The sequence below is a fragment of the Hahella chejuensis KCTC 2396 genome (genome assembly GCF_000012985.1).
GTDB lineage: Bacteria > Pseudomonadota > Gammaproteobacteria > Pseudomonadales > Oleiphilaceae > Hahella > Hahella chejuensis.
Genome location: NC_007645.1, coordinates 1284263 through 1302051, shown reverse-complemented (window position 1 = coordinate 1302051; position 17789 = coordinate 1284263). Strand labels below are relative to the sequence as shown.

The following is a 17789-nucleotide window of genomic DNA, read 5'->3' as shown; positions in this document are numbered from 1 at the left end:
CTGCACCTTCCTTCAGGGAAACAACTGCACGATGCCGCTTTCCGCCTTCATATCCGCAACCATCCATATCTGTTCAAAAGGATGGCTGTCAGGCACTTGAATACAGTGCTGCAGTCCCCGAATTTCATCGGCGCGCCAAGCCGGATGCGCATTGCGAATGACCAGCCAGACCCGCTCGCTTTTGTAGGTTTTCAGCGCTTTGTTGGCGAGGATGCGGTTTAACGCTCTCAGCAGACGTCCATCGGCGCCGGACGCCTCCAACGCCTGTAATTCATGCAAGGTATGGCTATCCAGATCACGACCCAGCAGCTGCATGGCTTCTTTTTCCGAGCCATATAGGTGGGCGATCTCCAAATCCAGACGCTCGCCCTCCAAAAAGCAGGAAACATCCGGTTTGATCGGCTGGTTATGCCAGATATGCCGGATGGGCGTTCCCGTAAGGCGCTCGTAGTGGCGCATAAACAAACGGGCTGCGTCATGTTCCAATATAAGTTTTTCTGATTCGCCGGGAGTCATCCGCAGTCGCCGCTATCTCAATAAAAATCAAAAATAGAAGCCGGATAATGGCATAACCGGCGCAAAAGAAAAACGCTCCTTAGGGTTAACGCCAACGCCATTGATCAGATCGAAATTACGCCTCTCAGGTACGTCACCGCGGAGCCGGATATCAGCACTCTGTCGCCAGCCAGCTCACAGTCCAGAAGCCCCCCGCGCTCTGACAGTTGCGCCGCAGTGAGTTTTGTCTTGCCGAGACGGGCGGACCAGTATGGCGCCAGCGAACAGTGCGCGGAGCCGGTGACAGGGTCTTCAAAGATATGCGCCTGCGGCGTAAAGAATCGAGAGACAAAATCAACGTCTTGTCCCGGAGCTGTAACGACCACGCCGCCAGGGTCCAGATTGATGCGGTCCATCAGCATGCGATCAGGCCGCAGCGCTCGAATGGCGCGCTCATCCGGATACACCAGAACAATATCGCGGGCGCTCAGAATTTCCACCGGTTGCAGATTGAGCGAGTCCAATACCTCCTGCGGCGCCTCCGCAGGGATTGGCGGCCTGGCGGGAAAGTCCAGGGTTAACCGTCCACTTTGTCTGGTCACTCTTAACTCTCCACTCAGGGAGGAAAATACGATGCATTCTTCTTCGTAGCCTAAATGCGACGTCAATACATGAGCGGCGGCGAGAGTCGCATGGCCGCACAAATCCATCTCTATTTCCGGCGTGAACCAGCGCAAGTGAAATCGCCCTTCTTCCTGTACAAAAAAGGCCGTTTCCGCCAGCGCGTTTTCCTGCGCAATTTTCAGTAACAGGGAGTCTGGCAGCCAGGCGTCCAGAGGGCAGACCGCAGCGGAGTTGCCGCCGAAGACTTCATTCGTAAAGGCGTCAACCTGAAACAGCTTTATATCCATTCTACTCCTCGATCTATAACGGCTTTGTTGATACGAACTTAGCGTTCTTCGTCCCGATCATCCCCTACAGCTCAAATAATCTGTTGCAGAGCAGCGACTTGAAACTTAATCTTGCAACGCATTCATTTGATAGACAGGACGCGATGAGATTAGGGGCGCATAACATGGAAATCAAACCTTATTCGGCTATCCATAAACAGGGTTGTCTTAGCGTTTTCGACAGCAACCTTGGCAAATATTTCGCGCCCCATGAAAGAGAACAGTTCAGTGAGTTTCTCAATTCAGTGACGCAGGCCGAAGACAATCTGTATTTCGTCGTCCTGCAGGAAGAGCAACTCGTTGGTTGCGGCGGACTGCGCGTTCACCAGGAAACGGTCTACTTATCCTGGGGCATGCTCGCCAGAACAAGGCATAAAACCGGCTTGGGCGAGCAGCTGCTACGCCATCGGCTGAAGCAGGCGACGCGCCTGCATCCAGGCAAAGAGATCATGATTGAGACCTCACAACATACTCAAGGTTTCTTCGCCCGCTATGGCTTTGAAATAGAAAAATCAGAGATCGATGGATTTGGCGAAGGCATCGATAAGGTCACGATGCGTCTGGACCAGCAGATGCATTCGAATTACAGGTAGATTGCTCCGGGTCGGAAACTTTCTCCCACTTTTCTCGAAGTTCCTCCGACCCATACTTTTTGACCTGCGCTTGCAAACTTTCAAACAACGTTTGACCGACCACCAATCCACATGACAAACACGCATATATTCGACTATCTAGCAGAGGAAGCGAGTTAGTTAGCCTTTGACGTACGCCCTTCGCTTTCGCGTCGTCGAGTTCAAGCGGAACGGCATGCACATGACGCAACTCACCACTTAACATCGATTCGCTCGCACACCGGGGACAAACTGAAATGGAAAGTTCTGGCAGCGCGTTGATACGTCGATGCTCATAAACATTTCCACCGAGAACAAAAGGCTCGCTTTCTTCACTTTCCGTAAAGTACTCCCGCTGGCGCGCAAGCGCCTCCGCTTCCGTTTTCTCGTTAATGACCTCTCCCACCAACTCCGCCTGCGCTCCCGCCGGTAAAGCTTGAAAAATGTCATACAAACGAGATTTATCCAGGCTCTGATAGTGCGTTTTATTCAACAGGAAAGTATTTTGCAGATCGCTTAGAAACTCATTCACGGCAGCGGAAGCGCCCAGCTCAATACGCCCCTCAGCGGTAACTAGCGCGAGGTTAAAACCTCGTTTACCAATGTAAAAAATATCTTTCGCCTCTAGCGTTCTTTCAGTAATGGGCTCATCCGAAAAGTAACCGCTATAAGTCAGCCGAACCGCATTATCGTGCAACGCAATGGCGGAAATAGCGCCTCGGCGTATAAAGCGAAGCAACTGCACAGACCAGACACATAAGAAAACGACGAAAAGCTCCGTCCCATGTTTCTCAAGATAAGGCGACCACTCAAAAAACTTACTTCGCCACGGCCCGAATAACGCCACCCACATCGCAACCAAAACAAAGGCGTGCAGGAGACAACGCTTCAACAGCCGATTGACTTGATTGGATAGGTGGAATTCTTTTGGCACGCATGCTCTACGAAGGTTTGCGGAGTAGAAGTAAGGCTAAACTGATAATTAAGAGGTAAGCAATCCCTGGCTCTGGAATAACGATCAAGTTCGCTGCATAAATAGTCTTTTTTCCTTTCGATGCGGAGTAATAGAGTTCTTTCAATGCATCCTGCGAGAGGAATGAGAAATAATCGCCCTCTTGCCTGTACCTACTTAAAGCGGAAAACTCTCCCTTGGCAATTAGGCTACGTGGAATGATATCTGCCTCAGGCGGCGCGTACTGCCATGTATCTTCCGCGTTCTGCGCTGTATAACTTGCCTCTATGGTAAGCAGTTCTGGTGTATTAACCGTGTAGGGCAAAGCATAAGCGGGGGTCAGTGCGGGTATTAGCGCCAGGGCGATTGTCGCAAGGTATTTCATTTCCTTCTCCATAGTTCCCTTGATTCCTGGTTTGCGTCATCGCTCTTCCCGCAACGTACTTTGTTATCAAAGAGCGATCGCAATACCGGGCTCTTTATAGCGCAAGCGGGCGTCTGCTTTCATGATGGACATCAAACCGACGCGTTAGGTCCGTTGACGCAAACCTCACCTCTATACCGACAATAGTGTCCGCTTTGAGGTTTCTCAGGCGGTGAAGGAAAGTCCGACAGCCTCGTGACATAGCCGAGGCTTATTTATTAATAACTGAGCTACCAATTTAGAGAATATATCGGCGGGCTTCAAGCACGGGTTAGACTATGTTTTCACAGCACAGAGCCCTCATATAGCGGATGTTTATGACCAGACAAGACATGGCATTTGCTATTATTTATTCAACAAAGAAAGCTTATAATTCCGTAGCTTAATAGATCAGCCAGTAGCCGTCGCACAGGACTGTTTTTATGCGCCGTTCACTTCAAACTGCGTTGGAATTCTCCCGACGCCAGCAGCCCCCTCCCCAATCAGTGGCGCATTTATTGACGTTGTTCATGTCCTTCATCTTGTTTACGTTTTCCACCGGCAGCTGGGCGGAGATCTATAAATGGACCGACGCCAAAGGCACTGTACACTACTCGGACACCATCCCCACCGACAGCGACGCCCAAGTCATTACCCCCACCTCCGCCATTGACGGCGTCAGATTGCTGTCGGATGAGGCGAAAGAGCGTTACAAAAACCGTCCGTCAGAACCTGAGCCAGGAAATCCCCCCAGCGCAAACTCAACACGCCCCGTCGCGAGCGCACAGGAATCCAAGCAGACCGAGGATATATTGTGCGATGACGTCAACGGCGACTGCTTCAGCGAAGAAGACACCCGTGTCTGCAAGCTCAGATTCGGCAAGCCCTGCGAGGAAATTTATCTCTGGAAAGTCTGCGCCTTACAGAAGCAATGTACGACGGATCGCTGCGATACCGCGCGCTTTGTTATTGATTGGCGCCCGCCTGTGGTGGGCGTGCGGGATCTCGGGCGCTCACTGCCACTGCGCGCCAATGTCTCCGACAAAGACTGGCGCTGTCTGCGACACAGCGGTTTCTATTGCGATGAACTGGCCTTGGAGACGCAATGCCAACAGGATTACAGAGAAAGCTGCGGCGTCGTTAGAGACTGGCTGCTCAATGCGCCGGAAAAGTGCGAGAAGGACAAAAATGTCGACTGCGATGAGTTGGACACTTTGATCAAGTATCGTCCAGTTTCAGAGGAAGAGCGTTTGAAAATCGGAGGGACCAACGCCAGCGGCGGCCGTTTCGCTCGCGATCTGCTTATGGAAAAAGTCGAGCAGAAAAAGAATGAACTCACCGACGAGGCCTTGCAGTCAGTGTTAGACAAACTTCCAGGCGCTGGCCGCCATAGCTTCCGCAAAGATATCAGCTGCTCACTGAAGTCCTGGCGACGCTACCGCTAGCCCAGTATGTCGTCGTTCCACGGCGGCGCATCGCCAAAGCGCTCCACCAAAAAGTCCAGCAGCGTGCGCAAGGTTGCGGGCATGTGCTTGCGGGACTGATAAACGCCGAACATGCCCAGTCGCAAAGCCTCCCAGTCAGTTAATAAGGCGCTTAATTCTCCTCGTCTTACATAGTCCGCCACCATATAGGTCGGCAGCATAGCGATCCCTGCGCCCGCGATACAGGCATTGGTCAACGCCAACACTTCGTTGGCGCTAAGATTACCCGTCACTTCAGCGGCTTCGACTGCGCCGGTTTTCTTATGGGTAAAGCGCCACTGGCTTTTACCGAAGTGCGAATAAGTCAGACAGTTGTGCTCCGACAACTCCCTCGGCGTTTTGGGAGCGCCCCGCTCCTTTAGATACTGCGGTGAGGCGCAGATCGCGGAGCGACAGTCCGTCAGTTTGCGGGCGATCAGGTTGGGGTCGAGATCGTTCGTGGTGCGTATGGCCAGATCAATACGCTCTTCAATCAGATTGACGCTGCGATCAAGCAGCTGCATGTCCACCCTGGTCTTGGGGTAACGCTTGAGGTATTCCGCCACCACCGGCGCCAAATGTACTTGTCCAAAGGCGACGCTTGTCGTGATTCGGATCAGCCCATAGGGCTCAGTCTCCCGTTTACCAGCGACGGCTTCCACGTCATCGGTCAGGTCCAGAATCTGCCGACAGCGCAACAGACAGGCTTCTCCCGCTTCAGTCAAAGAGATGCGCCGGGTCGAACGGTTTAGCAGGCGCGCGCCCAGCCAGCTTTCAAGCTCATTCACATAACGAGTGGTCATCGCCCGCGACATATCCAGATTATCCGCCGCCGCAGTAAAACTTTTGCGGGCCGCGACCTCAGCGAACACTTGCATAGCCGTCAGTCTATCCATCTTCAGCGCCTCCCCGGTACGTGAACGGAAATTTTATTTGTTCAATCTGGGCAACAAAGAAGGTCATTTTACTGCATTTATTGGACGCATAAAGAAAATTATAGTGTGTCCATCTTTTAGCCAAACCGGCTTTCGCTTAGCAACAGACTTTATGAGGTCCAGACTATGAACACACCGATTCCTTCCACTCGCAAAATCGTTATCACCGGCGCCAGCGGCCGCCTGGGCTCGCTGGTCGCAAAAGCTCTGATTGAACGCGCTGGCGACGCGGACCAGCTGACCTTTTCCGCGCGCTCACCAGAAAAAATCGCCGCGCTGGCTGCGCCGGGCAATGAAATAGTCAAAGCGGACTTCGACCAGCCAGAGACGTTGCTAACCGCTTTCACCGGCGCCGACACCGTGCTGATCATCTCCGGCGACGCCCCAGTGGATGTGCGTATTCGTCAACACCGCAACGCCATCGACGCCGCCAGGAAAGCGGGAGTCAAACGCGTGGTTTATACCAGCTTCGTCAACCCGACCGCAGAGAGTCCGTTCACTTTCGCCCGCATTCATGAGGACACAGAACAGTATCTGAAAGAATCCGGGTTGCAGTACAGCATCCTGCGCAACAACCAATATGTCGCCAATCTGAGTTCCGGCCTGGCGCACTCGAAAGAAACCAATCAGTTGGCGCAACCTGGCGCCGCCGGCAAAGTGGCCTACATTACTCATGAAGATATCGCAGACGCCATCGCCGCCGTGTTGCTGGAGTCAGGACACGAAGGACACACTTACGAGTTGACCGGTCCAGAGGCGCTGAGTCTGTATGATGTCGCAGACATTCTGAGCGAAGCACGGGGCGCGCAAGTAACGGTTATTGAGGCGGAGCCGGCGGGATTTGGTGAAATACTGCTGTCAGTCGGCTTACCGCCATTCATGGTGGAGGCGTTGCTGGGTATTTTCGCCGCCACCAAACAGAACGAGTATGCGGCGGTATCCGGCGATATTGAACGTATCCTGGGGCGCAAACCACAGTCTGTGCGCGACTATATCAAGTCTTTCGCATAAGCCATGACTCATGGGAGCCTCGTCTGGCGACGATAGCTCCCAGGCGTCACGCCCGCCACCTGTTTGAACGCCCGCGTAAAGTGGCTTTGATTGGCGAATCCGCATATCAAAGCCGCTTCCGACAGATCCATGCCTTTTCCTAACAGCTCTTTTGCCGCGTTAATGCGCAGTCGGCGTAGATATTGATGCGGCGCCTCCGCCATAGTGACTTTAAACATCCGGGCGAAGTGGAAAGGGCTGAGCCCCGCCACCAAAGCCAGGCGCTCCAGCGACAGATCTTCGCCAAAATGCGCCTGTATATATTCCAGCACTTTTCTTTTCGTCGCCGGCGCCAATCCGCCTCTATAGGCAGCTTCAGGCTTTCGAAACACGGCATAACGGCTCAGCACGTGCGCCATCATCTCGTAACTGATTTGCTGCAACGACAGATTATCCGCGCCCATCAGTCCCTCGGGTTGCAATGCGGCGAGACGCCCCAACCGGACCAGCTCAGGATCATCCGCGTAGGCCAGGTCAGGCAGCTCCACCCTGCGCGGGTCCATATCCCACAGACTCAGAGCCATCTGCTTGAAGCTCGCCTCTGAAAAGTAAAGGTGAGCAAACTCCAGCGGGCCACTGACTTGCCAAGTAGAGTCATGCTCCGCAGGCATCAAACAGATTTTCCCAGGGCCACCGCAACGCTCGGGCGCATCGATACGACAGGTTTCCGTCCCGCCGCGCAAGTAAATGCTCAGCGTATGATGTCCCACCATCTCATAACGCACCCTGTCCTGCCGGTTCGCCCATCGCGCCAGCGCCAGATCTTCATTCAGACGCAGATAATCCAGCCGTATTGCGGACGAACGACTCAAAGTGAGATCAACGCTGTTGGTGAAAGACTTACGCATATCATGACGACAAGTGGGATTAACCCAGAAATTAACCGGTCACCGGTTTTCAGGCAAGCCGGCCGCAGCCAGAAATGCGCAAGATTGTGCAAAAAGAGCAATTTCAGAAAAGACGTCACCCCTGGGCATTTTTTAAGCTTTCGCGCATCAATGTCATGCATGATGGAACGCATCTATGAACGCCCTGCTCTATTTGACCACCGTCCTCATCTGGGGAACCACCTGGATCGCTATTCATTTTCAATTGGGCTCAACACCGGTGCTAACCTCGGTTTTCTTTCGTTTTGCGCTGGCGGGAAGCCTGCTATTGCCAATCCTGCTGCTATGCCGCCGATTACAGCCCACACGCACGGTGGATCACCTGTTCTTTCTGCTGCAGGGCGCCTGCCTGTTTTCCCTGAACTTCATCTGTTTTTACAACGCCGCTCAATATGTGGCGAGCGGCGTCATTTCCGTCGTTTTTTCAGCAGCAACTCTCTACAACGCCTTTAATAGCTGGCTGATATGGAAGGAAAAACCTGCTGGACGCGTTTATGTGGCGGGCGCCGTCGGCGTATTGGGACTGACCCTGTTGTTCTGGCGCGAGCTGGGCGTTAACTCACTGTCTACGGAAGCGCTGGTTGGTCTGGGACTGGCGGCTGTTGGCGCTTATTTCTTCTCTCTCGGCAATATGATCAGCGTGCGGCACAGCCGTCAGGGACTGACGCCTTTGACCAGCAACGCCTTCGCTATGCTATATGGCGCCGCGATTCTCTTGACGCTCATCTGGGTTTCCGACACGCCCATCGTGTGGGATGAGCGGCCGGAGTATCTTTACAGCCTGCTCTATCTGGCCATTCCAGGAACCATCGTGGGGTTCACCGCTTACCTGATGCTGGTCTCGCGCATCGGCGCCAACAATGCCGCTTACGCCACCGTATTATTTCCTGTGGTCGCACTAAGCCTGTCTTCCGTTTATGAGGGGTACGAGTGGGATGGAATGAATATCGCTGGGCTGGTCCTGGTGTTGTCGGGCAATCTCATTTTGCAGGGCTCCGTCGACAAAATCCGTAAATTCTGGCGCGCCCGCGGCGGAGTCGCCGCCAACCCGCACAGCCCCTGATGACAAGGGTTGGCGGCGTTCACAGAATTAATCGCCGCGCGTTAAAAATGATTCGAATTTAAATAAGTTCATTGTATGATCTGCGATCCAACATTTACTGACAAAATAATAACAATTCGGAACAATTCGCAGGATCGCCGCAATGAATACAACCCATACCCCGCCTTCGGCGGTAGACCCTTTTCGGGTCGAAGATAAGCTGACGCTGTCAGTCGTCATCGATAACCCTGACGCTGATTGGCGCAAAGGCCAGAAAGTTTTGTTCAAGCGCGCTCTGGAAGCCAGCGCAGGCTCCGATGTGCTGGAAGTGCGTCTGGACTCTGGAATCCGTTTGGGGCAGATCTGCAATACGCTGATCGCCAGATACTTACAGGCAGGCGGCAAGGCGCGCGCCACGATAATCAATCGTCCTGGCTTGTCCTTTCTGCCCGCCAAGAAAGGCCAGTTGAAAACCGCCCTGATAGAGGTGCGTCCAGATGGGCTGGACTGGAGTCTGATTGATCCCATTATCCAACGGAACAATGAAATTTCTTACAAAATTACCGAGGCGGCGCACTTCAGCAGACGCCAGCCCAGCATCGCGCTGGCCTTTTACCAGGACGCCATCAACGACATTATCGATCTGCATTTTGAAAACCCGCTAGCGGACCATTGGCGTCGGGTGATTTTCCCGGTCAATGAGCTCTCCGCACTACTGGAAAACCAAAAAGAGTATAAGCGCGCTTATGAAACCATTCGCGCTTATGAAGCGTTTGACGACAAACTGGGCTTGCCGCCAGCGGAGATGGAGCAACTGCAAAAGCGCAAGCGCCGTCTAAAAAGAGAATTGCGGATGAATGAAGAGGAACTCAAGCAAGGCTCCCCTCTTTACACCAAGCAGATGGAGGAGGTTCGACGCTTGGCGGTGGACAGCACTGTGACCAACCTGCATTACTTTTCCAAAAACGAGGGATAGCGTTTTCGCTTCCCTCTGTTGTCTCTTCTGTCGACGGCATCGTTTCTACGTCAAGGCGTAGAGCCCCCGTCAGCACCACCGCCGCAGGTTCATCACGTTCAGCAGTTTGACTGAAAACCTCGTTGGGGGATTGGCGACGCACGAATTATCGCGATAGCTCAGACATGATATGAAACCTGACATGCTCTCGGTCGGCATAGCTGTATTGCAGTAGGTATTCACGCCAATAGGTAGGTTCTTCCGAGGATAACTCGATCAGCTCAGGCTCAGCGCCATCATTAATATTCAGGCCAATCAAGTACTCCGATACGCGTTTATCCGCTCTCAGCGTGTCGATAATATACGCCACCTCAAACTCCATCCCCTTATAGCGAAGGGTTTCGCCGTAACGTAAAGACAATTCCATCGCGTCTTGCCCCCAGGCCCAGTGGATGCAGAGAGACTGCATTATTATCGCGGCAATTAATGGCTTCACGGTTTTAGTTCGCACCCTGAACAAGTTTAGCCACACGACCAATCCCACCTTGTGCGCTCTGATAGCGCACGCCTCGCTGAGTCAGCAAACCCGGCTTTTTCGCGCGTCATTGTCCGCCAAGACTTATGCAGAGAAGTGTAATACGCCTAACTGAAATCAGGAAACTGATAAACAGATCTGCGCTTTCGGACAGCCATGCACATCGCTGTAACAGATAATGAATGACGACAATATCTCATCATTAACTACACTTTTTGAGTGAGTGCGGCGATTTCCACAGAGAGGTCAGCGGAGTGAGATTACAAAGGGTTGTCTTGTTTGGCGTCCTGTTCTGGTTGCTGACGCCAAACTGGTTGTTGGCGCAGGAGATCGCCATCTACGCCCGCTCCCACACCCAGTTCGATGAGCGTAACGAGTACCCTGTTCGCTTGCTGGAGCTCGCTCTCAAGTCCAGCGACGCAGATATTAAACTGCAGTCCAGCGAGGAAATCATTCTACAAGGGCGCGCCATTAACCTGATCCGTAATAACCAGGGCGTTCATGTATTGTGGGCGATGACCAGCAATGAACGAGAGAGAGAACTGTCCCCCATACGCATCCCCATATACAAAGGCCTGATTGGCTGGCGAATCTGCATCATCCACCCCAATAATGTTCGGAGGTTTTCTAATATCTCCTCAATCAAGGAATTACGGGGAGTCACCTTTGTGCAAGGACACGATTGGCCTGACTTGGAAATATTTCTACACAACGGCTTGATTGTAGAGAGTAACGCCAATTACCACTCCATGTTCAAAATGGTTGAAATGGAGCGGGTTGACGCCTTTCCCCGGGCATTGATTGAAATCTGGCCGGAGCTGCAGACTTACTCCAACCTGCGGGCGGAGCCGCGTTTGTTGATTCGTTATCCTGCGGCGGTGTATTACTTTGTCAGCCGCAAAAACCCAGGCCTGTACCGGGCGATTAAAGAGGGGTTGGAAGAAATGATGGAAAACGGCGATTTCACCAGCCTGTTCAATGAGTTTTATATGGGAGCGATTGCACAGGCTCGCTTACAGGAGCGCACCATCATTGATCTGCAGAATCCCTTGCTACCTGCTGATACGCCTTTGAATAACCCAAGATTATGGTACGCCAACCCATTGCCGCGCAACGATTCGGGTAATGCGGCAAGCGCTGGCAGCGCTGACGCTAACGACGGGAACTGATTTTTACTGAGCGCCAATCCCTTTATCTTTACGCCACTCATTGGCGAGCGCTTCTGCTTTGGAGATCTCTTCCTGAGACATCTTTGAACCCAGGAAAGAAACGAACTGAATGGCGCGGGGAAACTTCTTCTCAGCGCTCAACATAGCCCAGCGCAACGCCTCCACCATGTTTTTATCAGTGCCTTCGCCAGTGGCGTAGGAGTACGCCAGATTAAACTGGCCGAATACGTTGTTCTGTTCGGCGGAGCTGCGGTACAGCTCAAACGCCTTACTCAAATTTTTCTCCACGCCCTCGCCTTTGGCGTATCGCAAAGCCAGGTTGTACTGCGCAGTGGCGTTGCCGGAGCCAGCGGCTTTGGAGAACCACTTTACCGCCTCTTTATAGTCCTGAGGCACGCCGCGCCCCTGATTATAGAGCTGCGCCAAGTTGTTCTGCGCTGAGGGGTGTCCCTGCTCCGCGGCGGCTTTATACCATTCCGCCGCCTTCTCCAGATTTGCTTCCGTACCGCGACCTTTCTCGTACATCATCGCCAGCAGGAATTGAGCGTCAGGGTGCTTTTGGTTCGCCAACACCTGCAGACCATCGAACGCTTTATCCATGTCGTTCTTTTTAATAGCCTCAGCCACTTCCGTCATAGTAACGGCGAACGCCGCCTGAGTGGAAAGCAGTACGACAGCAAGCGCTGTGGTGATTAGCTTAAAGATTCGTCTGACCATGTCTTATCCCCGGGAAACGACCTAGTCACTCTTGCCTCGTCGACAACAATGCAAAGTGACGCAATTTTATACTTCTTGTTCGATAACGCCCAACGCTACGCCAGCCCTAGTCCACCTTAATATAGACGCGCACAGCCGACGATCAGAAAAAACTAGCAAAGCCGTTTCGCCAGAACAAGCGAAATTCCGTACAGACCTTAAAGCTGTGATGGATTGCTCAATGAAAAGTAAAGGGAAGAGGCCCGCAGTAGAAAGACAATGGGGGAATGCAGAAAGGCCGGGATATCCCGGCCTTTTTTACTCAGTTGGCGTTATAACGATTACAGCAACAACTTACGGATGTCGCCCAGCAGTTCACCCAGCAAAGAGGTGAAACGCGCAGCGTCGGCGCCGTTAATGGCGCGGTGGTCGTAGGATAAGCTCAACGGCAGCATCAAACGGGGAACAAAGCCGCCGTTCTCATATACTGGCTTCATCTGCGCTTTGGACACGCCCAGAATCGCCACTTCAGGCGTATTCACGATAGGCGTGAACGCTGTGCCGCCCAAACTGCCCAGGCTGGAGATAGTGAAGCAGCCGCCCTGCATTTCGTTTGGCTTGAGCTTACGATCTTTGGCCTTGGCCGCCATATCCGCACACTCCTGCGCCAGTTCCCACAGACTCTTCTTGTTGACGTCGCGGATAACCGGCACCACCAGGCCTGCGGGGGTGTCCACCGCCACGCCGATGTTGATGTAATGCTTCTGAATGACTTCTTTCTTATCCATATCCAACGACACGTTGAACTGCGGATAAGTTTCCAGCGCATAGGCGCACGCCTTCAGCAGGAAGGGCAGCGGCGTCAGCTTGACGCCTTTCTTCTCCCCAGCCGCCTTCTGCGCCTTGCGGAAGTCCTCCAAATCGGTGATGTCCGCATCGTCAAACTGCGTGACATGAGGAACCACCAACCAGTTGCGCGCCATATTATCAGCGGTCACCTGATGGATCTTGCTCATCGGCAGACGATCAATCTGTCCGAATTGCGAGAAGTCAGGCAGTTTCACCGTCGGCAAGCCAACGCCAGAGCTGACTACGCCGCCAGCAGCGCCAGCCTTAAGCTGCTGCATTCCGTTCTTGACGAAGGTCTGCAGGTCCTGCTTCAGGATACGGCCTTTCGGACCAGAGCCTTTGACCATGGCCAGGTCAACGCCGAACTCACGCGCCAAACGACGCACAGCAGGACCAGCATGCACTTTGCCGGACGTCGCTGGAGCGGACTCTTGCTGCGCCGGCGCACTGACGGGCGCTGAAGCTGGAGCCGCTTTAGCTGGCTCCGCAGACGCCTTGGAAGGCGCAGGGGCTTGCTCAGCCGGAGCCGCCGCAGGTGCGGCGCCCTCTACCTCGATTTCCGCAATGGCGTCGCCTTCGCTGACCGAGTCATTGGCTTTGATCAGCAACTTCTTGATAACGCCGGCGAAAGGCGATGGCACTTCCATCGTCGCCTTATCTGATTCCAGCACCAGAATAGAGTCGTCGACCTTAACGGTGTCGCCTTCCTTCACGGAAATTTCGATAACCGTTACGCCTTCGGCGCCGCCGATATCCGGCACAGGAATCGTCTGTACGCCGCCGGATGCGGCTGGAGCCGCCGCAGGCGCAGCCGGCTCGGGTTCTTGCGCCGGGGCCGGGGCTGATTTCTCTTCCTGCGCCGGCGCTGGCTCAGATGCTTCCGCAGCGCCTTCGCCCGCCATCAAAAGAATCAGATCGCCTTCGGATACTTTATCTCCCACCTTGATCTTCAACTCGGCGATTTTACCCGCCTGAGGAGAAGGGATATCCATAGTGGCCTTATCGGATTCCAGGACAATCAGTGAATCTTCCGCATTCACCTCGTCGCCGGGCTTCACGCAGACCTCAATAACCTCAACATCGGATGCTCCGCCGATGTCAGGAACTTTGACTTCGATATTACTCACGTCAGTCTCCTTCTATCAGGCGTAGATTGGGTTCGGTTTGTTAGGATCAATGCCGTATTTGCGGATCGCTTCAGTCACCACAGAACGTTCGATCTTGTCTTCGCGAGCCAGACAATCCAGCGCAGCCACCGCAACGTAGTAACGGTCGACTTCGAAATGACGTCTCAGCTTCTCGCGAGTGTCGCTGCGGCCAAACCCGTCTGTACCCAGCACGTGTACGGTCTGCTGCGGAATGAACTGACGCACCTGATCGGCGAACAGACGCATGTAATCGGTAGAAGCGATCACCGGACCTTCGCGATCTTTCAGACACTGCTTCACGTAGCTCTCGCGACGCGGCTCTTCTGGATGCAGCATGTTCCAGCGACGGACGTGATGGCCTTCGCGAGCCAGCTCGGTGAAGCTGGTGACGGACCAGATGTCGCTGTCGATGCTGAAATCGTCTTTCAGCAGTTTCGCCGCTGCGCGCACTTCGTTGAAGATAGCGCCGCAACCCAGCAACTGAACGCGCGCCTTGCCGTCTTTCGCGCCTTCTTCGAACAGGTACATCCCTTTCAGGATGCCTTCTTCGGCGCCTTCGGGCATGGCGGGATGCTCATAGTTCTCGTTCATCAGCGTCAGGTAGTAGTAGACGTTTTCGTTTTCGCCATACATACGACGCAGACCGTCGCGAACGATAACCGCAACTTCGTAACCGTAAGTCGGATCATAGGAAACGCAGTTCGGGATAGTCGCTGAAATAATGTGGCTGTGGCCATCCTGATGCTGCAAACCTTCCCCGTTCAGCGTAGTGCGGCCAGCGGTGCCGCCCAACAGGAAGCCGCGCGCGCGCATATCGCCAGCCGCCCAGGCCAAGTCGCCAACGCGCTGGAAGCCGAACATGGAGTAGTAAATGTAGAACGGGATCAACGGGTAATCGTTAGTGCTGTAGGATGTCGCCGCAGCAATCCACGCGGACATGGCGCCCGCCTCGTTGATGCCTTCCTCAAGGATCTGACCTTGCTTGTCTTCCTTGTAGTACATGATCTGATTGCGATCATTCGGCACATACTTCTGACCTTCGGAAGTATAAATACCCAACTGACGGAACATGCCCTCCATACCGAAGGTACGGGCTTCGTCAGGGACGATCGGAACAACGCGACCGCCGATCTGCTTGTCCTTGACCAAGGCATTGAGCACGCGCACAAACGCCATGGTGGTGGAGATTTCGCGACCGTCGCTGCCTTTCAATACTGCGTCGAATGCATCCAGCCCTGGAATCTGCAGCGGCTGGCAGTCTTTGCGGCGCTTGGGCAGGAAGCCGCCCAGGCTTTCACGCATTTTCTTCATGTACAGCGCTTCAGGAGAATCCGGCGCCGGACGGTAGTAAGGCAGGTTCTCGATCTCGTCGTCGGAGATCGGCACGCCGAAACGATCGCGGAATTTCTTAACTGTCTCCATATCCAGTTTCTTCAACTGGTGCGTGGTGTTCTGGGCTTCGCCCTGCTCGCCGAAACCATAACCCTTCACGGTATGCGCCAGAATAACAGTCGGCTGACCTTTGTGGTTCACCGCATTATGATAGGCGGCATACACTTTGTAGGGGTCGTGACCGCCGCGGTTGAGCTTGTAAATGTCCTCGTCGGACATGTTCTCAACCATTTTCTGCAGTTCCGGGTACTTACCAAAGAAGTGCTTACGAGTGTAAGCGCCGCCATTGGATTTGAAGTTCTGCATTTCGCCGTCGACCGCTTCGTCCATACGCTTCTGCATAAGACCGTGGTCGTCTTTTTCGAACAGAGGGTCCCACAGGCGTCCCCAGACGACTTTCAATACGTTCCAGCCCGCGCCGCGGAAGATGCCTTCCAGTTCCTGGATAATCTTGCCGTTGCCGCGCACCGGTCCGTCCAGGCGCTGCAGGTTACAGTTGATGACGAAGATCAGGTTGTCCAGCTTTTCACGGCCGGCCAAACCGATGGCCCCCAGAGTTTCAGGCTCGTCGCACTCGCCGTCGCCAACGAAACACCACACTTTGCGGCCTTCCATATTGGTCAGCTCACGGCTGTGCAGGTACTTCATCACGTGCGCCTGGTAGATCGCCTGAATCGGGCCCAGACCCATAGATACCGTCGGGAACTGCCAGTAATCAGGCATCAGCCATGGGTGCGGATAAGAGGACAGACCGTTACCGTCAACTTCGCTGCGGTAGTTGTCCATCTGCTCTTCAGAGAAGCGGCCTTCCAGGAAAGAACGGGCGTATACGCCAGGGGAAGTGTGACCCTGGAAGTAGATCAAATCGCCTTCGCGCTTGTCGTCGCCAGCGTGGAAGAAATAGTTGAAGCCCACATCGTACAGAGTGGCGATGGAAGAGAACGAGGACAAGTGTCCGCCCAACTCGCCAGGCTTCTTGTTCGCACGCAGCACCATCGCCAGAGCGTTCCAGCGCACCAATGAACGAATGCGGCGCTCCATGAACAGGTCGCCAGGCATACGCGCTTCTTTAGTATGCGGAATAGTGTTGCGATAGGGTGTCGTAATGGAATAAGGCAATTGCGTCCCGTCGCGCGTCGCCCGCTCCGCCAACCGTGTCAGCAGGTAGGTTGCACGCTCGACGCCTTCGGCATCCAGGACGGATTCCATTGAATCCAACCACTCCTGGGTTTCAATAGGATCGGCATCATCATGCATAGAGGTTACTCCTGTAGAGCTAGATTGATTGTAATTGTGTTACCGGACGCGCCGACGCCTTGTGAGCGCCAACGCACCATAAAAAATGTTCCGGAGTCCCCATCGACCCACATCTGGATCTTTTAAAAAGTAGTCGCGCGGCAGGATTTTTTTATTCATCCAGATTTTGCAGGCGCCGCAGGGAGCGCATGTTTCTGGAATCGGCCTTGCCTTTTTCCAATACGATTTCTTCCACATAAGCGAGATGCTCGTGAGCCGCGGCTCGCGCGGCGTTCGGATCTCTCGCCAGTACGGCTTCTTTCAGGCGAAAGTGTTGCTCTTTTATTTTCAGCCGCATCGCCTCTTCTTCGTAGAGGTAATGTAGGTTGCTAACAATATTCTGTTTCAACAAGGTGAACAATGCGCGCATAGTATGAAGCAACACCACATTATGAGCGGCTTCCGCGATGGACAGATGAAACTCCGCATCCGCTTTCGCCTCTAGATCAGAGACGCGTTGTTCGTGATAGTTCAGCCAGTCATTGTAGCGTTTTTCAATAATTTTGCGATCCGCCCCCGTCCCGCGAATCGCGGCGTAGTAAGCGGCCACGCCTTCCAGCGCGTGACGGAACTCCAACAGGTCATACTGCGCTTCCGGATGCTGCCCGATCAGGGCGAACAACGGCTCGGTGTAACTGGCGCCCAGTTCCTGGGACACAAAATTGCCCCCGCCCTGACGCCTCACCACCAGCCCTTTGGCCTCCAGTTTCTGGATAGCCTCTCGCACAGAGGGCCTGGATACTTCAAACTGCACCGCCAACGCCCGCTCGGGAGGCAACCGCTGACCTGGTTTCAGGCTGCCTTCCAATATCATCTGCTCCAGGCTGTCGACGATCACGTCCGACAACTTGGGTTGTTTGAGGGGCTTCATTACAGGCATTAAAATGTCACCGAAACGGTGTTATGGCTCCAGACAGACGCTAAATGTTTCACTTTCCGACGCTCCCTTACCCCGCAGTGT

At 53.9% G+C, this 17789-nt stretch carries 17 protein-coding genes; 6 read left to right on the top strand and 11 right to left on the bottom strand.

The window, feature by feature from the left end; translation table 11 throughout:
- Window positions 1–12: 12 nt before the first annotated feature.
- Window positions 13–516, bottom strand: a complete 504-nt coding sequence (locus tag HCH_RS05790) for a hypothetical protein (protein WP_011395229.1) — start codon at window positions 514–516, stop codon at window positions 13–15.
- A gap of 104 nt (window positions 517–620) precedes the next feature.
- Window positions 621–1406, bottom strand: coding sequence for a PhzF family phenazine biosynthesis protein (locus HCH_RS05785; protein WP_011395228.1), 786 nt, complete (start codon window positions 1404–1406; stop codon window positions 621–623).
- A 164-nt stretch (window positions 1407–1570) separates the two neighbouring features.
- Here HCH_RS05785 and HCH_RS05780 point away from each other — a divergent pair, with 164 nt between their 5' ends.
- Window positions 1571–2038, top strand: a complete 468-nt coding sequence (locus HCH_RS05780) for a GNAT family N-acetyltransferase (RefSeq protein WP_041598449.1) — start codon at window positions 1571–1573, stop codon at window positions 2036–2038.
- Here HCH_RS05780 and HCH_RS05775 read toward each other — a convergent pair.
- Window positions 1995–2990: a hypothetical protein gene (locus HCH_RS05775; RefSeq protein ID WP_148212486.1), complete on the bottom strand. Its 996-nt coding sequence runs from the start codon at window positions 2988–2990 to the stop codon at window positions 1995–1997. The genes HCH_RS05780 and HCH_RS05775 overlap by 44 nt on opposite strands.
- A 7-nt stretch (window positions 2991–2997) precedes the next feature.
- Window positions 2998–3393 (bottom strand): hypothetical protein, encoded by a 396-nt coding sequence (locus HCH_RS05770; RefSeq protein WP_148212485.1) that lies wholly within the window; start codon window positions 3391–3393, stop codon window positions 2998–3000.
- Window positions 3394–3854: 461 nt separating this feature from the next.
- Between HCH_RS05770 and HCH_RS05765 the strand changes: the two genes are divergently transcribed.
- Entirely contained in the window at window positions 3855–4856 is a 1002-nt protein-coding gene (locus HCH_RS05765; RefSeq protein ID WP_011395225.1) for a DUF4124 domain-containing protein, read from the top strand.
- On the opposite strand, the gene HCH_RS05760 is transcribed toward HCH_RS05765, so the two are convergent.
- On the bottom strand, window positions 4853–5770 hold the full coding sequence (locus HCH_RS05760; protein WP_011395224.1) for a LysR family transcriptional regulator: 918 nt from the start codon (window positions 5768–5770) through the stop codon (window positions 4853–4855). The genes HCH_RS05765 and HCH_RS05760 overlap by 4 nt on opposite strands.
- A gap of 165 nt (window positions 5771–5935) precedes the next feature.
- Here HCH_RS05760 and HCH_RS05755 point away from each other — a divergent pair, with 165 nt between their 5' ends.
- Window positions 5936–6820: an SDR family oxidoreductase gene (locus HCH_RS05755; protein ID WP_011395223.1), complete on the top strand. Its 885-nt coding sequence runs from the start codon at window positions 5936–5938 to the stop codon at window positions 6818–6820.
- Between the two features lie 8 nt (window positions 6821–6828).
- On the opposite strand, the gene HCH_RS05750 is transcribed toward HCH_RS05755, so the two are convergent.
- Entirely contained in the window at window positions 6829–7707 is an 879-nt protein-coding gene (locus tag HCH_RS05750) for an AraC family transcriptional regulator (RefSeq protein WP_011395222.1), read from the bottom strand.
- Between the two features lie 175 nt (window positions 7708–7882).
- On the opposite strand from HCH_RS05750, the gene HCH_RS05745 reads away from it, so the two are divergent.
- Both HCH_RS05745 and HCH_RS05740 read left to right on the top strand, forming a co-directional pair.
- Entirely contained in the window at window positions 7883–8809 is a 927-nt protein-coding gene (locus HCH_RS05745) for a DMT family transporter (protein ID WP_011395220.1), read from the top strand.
- A gap of 142 nt (window positions 8810–8951) precedes the next feature.
- Window positions 8952–9764, top strand: coding sequence for a hypothetical protein (locus HCH_RS05740; protein ID WP_011395219.1), 813 nt, complete (start codon window positions 8952–8954; stop codon window positions 9762–9764).
- Window positions 9765–9909: 145 nt separating this feature from the next.
- On the opposite strand, the gene HCH_RS05735 is transcribed toward HCH_RS05740, so the two are convergent.
- Window positions 9910–10170, bottom strand: coding sequence for a hypothetical protein (locus HCH_RS05735; protein WP_041598446.1), 261 nt, complete (start codon window positions 10168–10170; stop codon window positions 9910–9912).
- 362 nt (window positions 10171–10532) lie between these two features.
- Here HCH_RS05735 and HCH_RS05730 point away from each other — a divergent pair, with 362 nt between their 5' ends.
- Window positions 10533–11447 carry a transporter substrate-binding domain-containing protein gene (locus tag HCH_RS05730; protein ID WP_011395216.1) on the top strand — a complete coding sequence of 305 codons (915 nt, stop codon included), beginning with the start codon at window positions 10533–10535 and terminating at the stop codon, window positions 11445–11447.
- A 3-nt stretch (window positions 11448–11450) separates the two neighbouring features.
- On the opposite strand, the gene HCH_RS05725 is transcribed toward HCH_RS05730, so the two are convergent.
- The 4 genes from HCH_RS05725 to pdhR all read right to left on the bottom strand — a co-directional run bounded on the left by HCH_RS05725 (window position 11451) and on the right by pdhR (window position 17708).
- Window positions 11451–12164 carry a tetratricopeptide repeat protein gene (locus HCH_RS05725; RefSeq protein ID WP_011395215.1) on the bottom strand — a complete coding sequence of 238 codons (714 nt, stop codon included), beginning with the start codon at window positions 12162–12164 and terminating at the stop codon, window positions 11451–11453.
- Between the two features lie 320 nt (window positions 12165–12484).
- Complete coding sequence (gene aceF, locus HCH_RS05720; protein ID WP_011395214.1) at window positions 12485–14119, bottom strand: dihydrolipoyllysine-residue acetyltransferase; 1635 nt, start codon at window positions 14117–14119, stop codon at window positions 12485–12487.
- A 15-nt stretch (window positions 14120–14134) separates the two neighbouring features.
- Window positions 14135–16789 (bottom strand): pyruvate dehydrogenase (acetyl-transferring), homodimeric type, encoded by a 2655-nt coding sequence (aceE, locus tag HCH_RS05715; protein WP_011395213.1) that lies wholly within the window; start codon window positions 16787–16789, stop codon window positions 14135–14137.
- A gap of 151 nt (window positions 16790–16940) precedes the next feature.
- Entirely contained in the window at window positions 16941–17708 is a 768-nt protein-coding gene (gene pdhR, locus HCH_RS05710; protein ID WP_011395212.1) for a pyruvate dehydrogenase complex transcriptional repressor PdhR, read from the bottom strand.
- Between the last annotated feature and the right edge of the window lie 81 nt (window positions 17709–17789).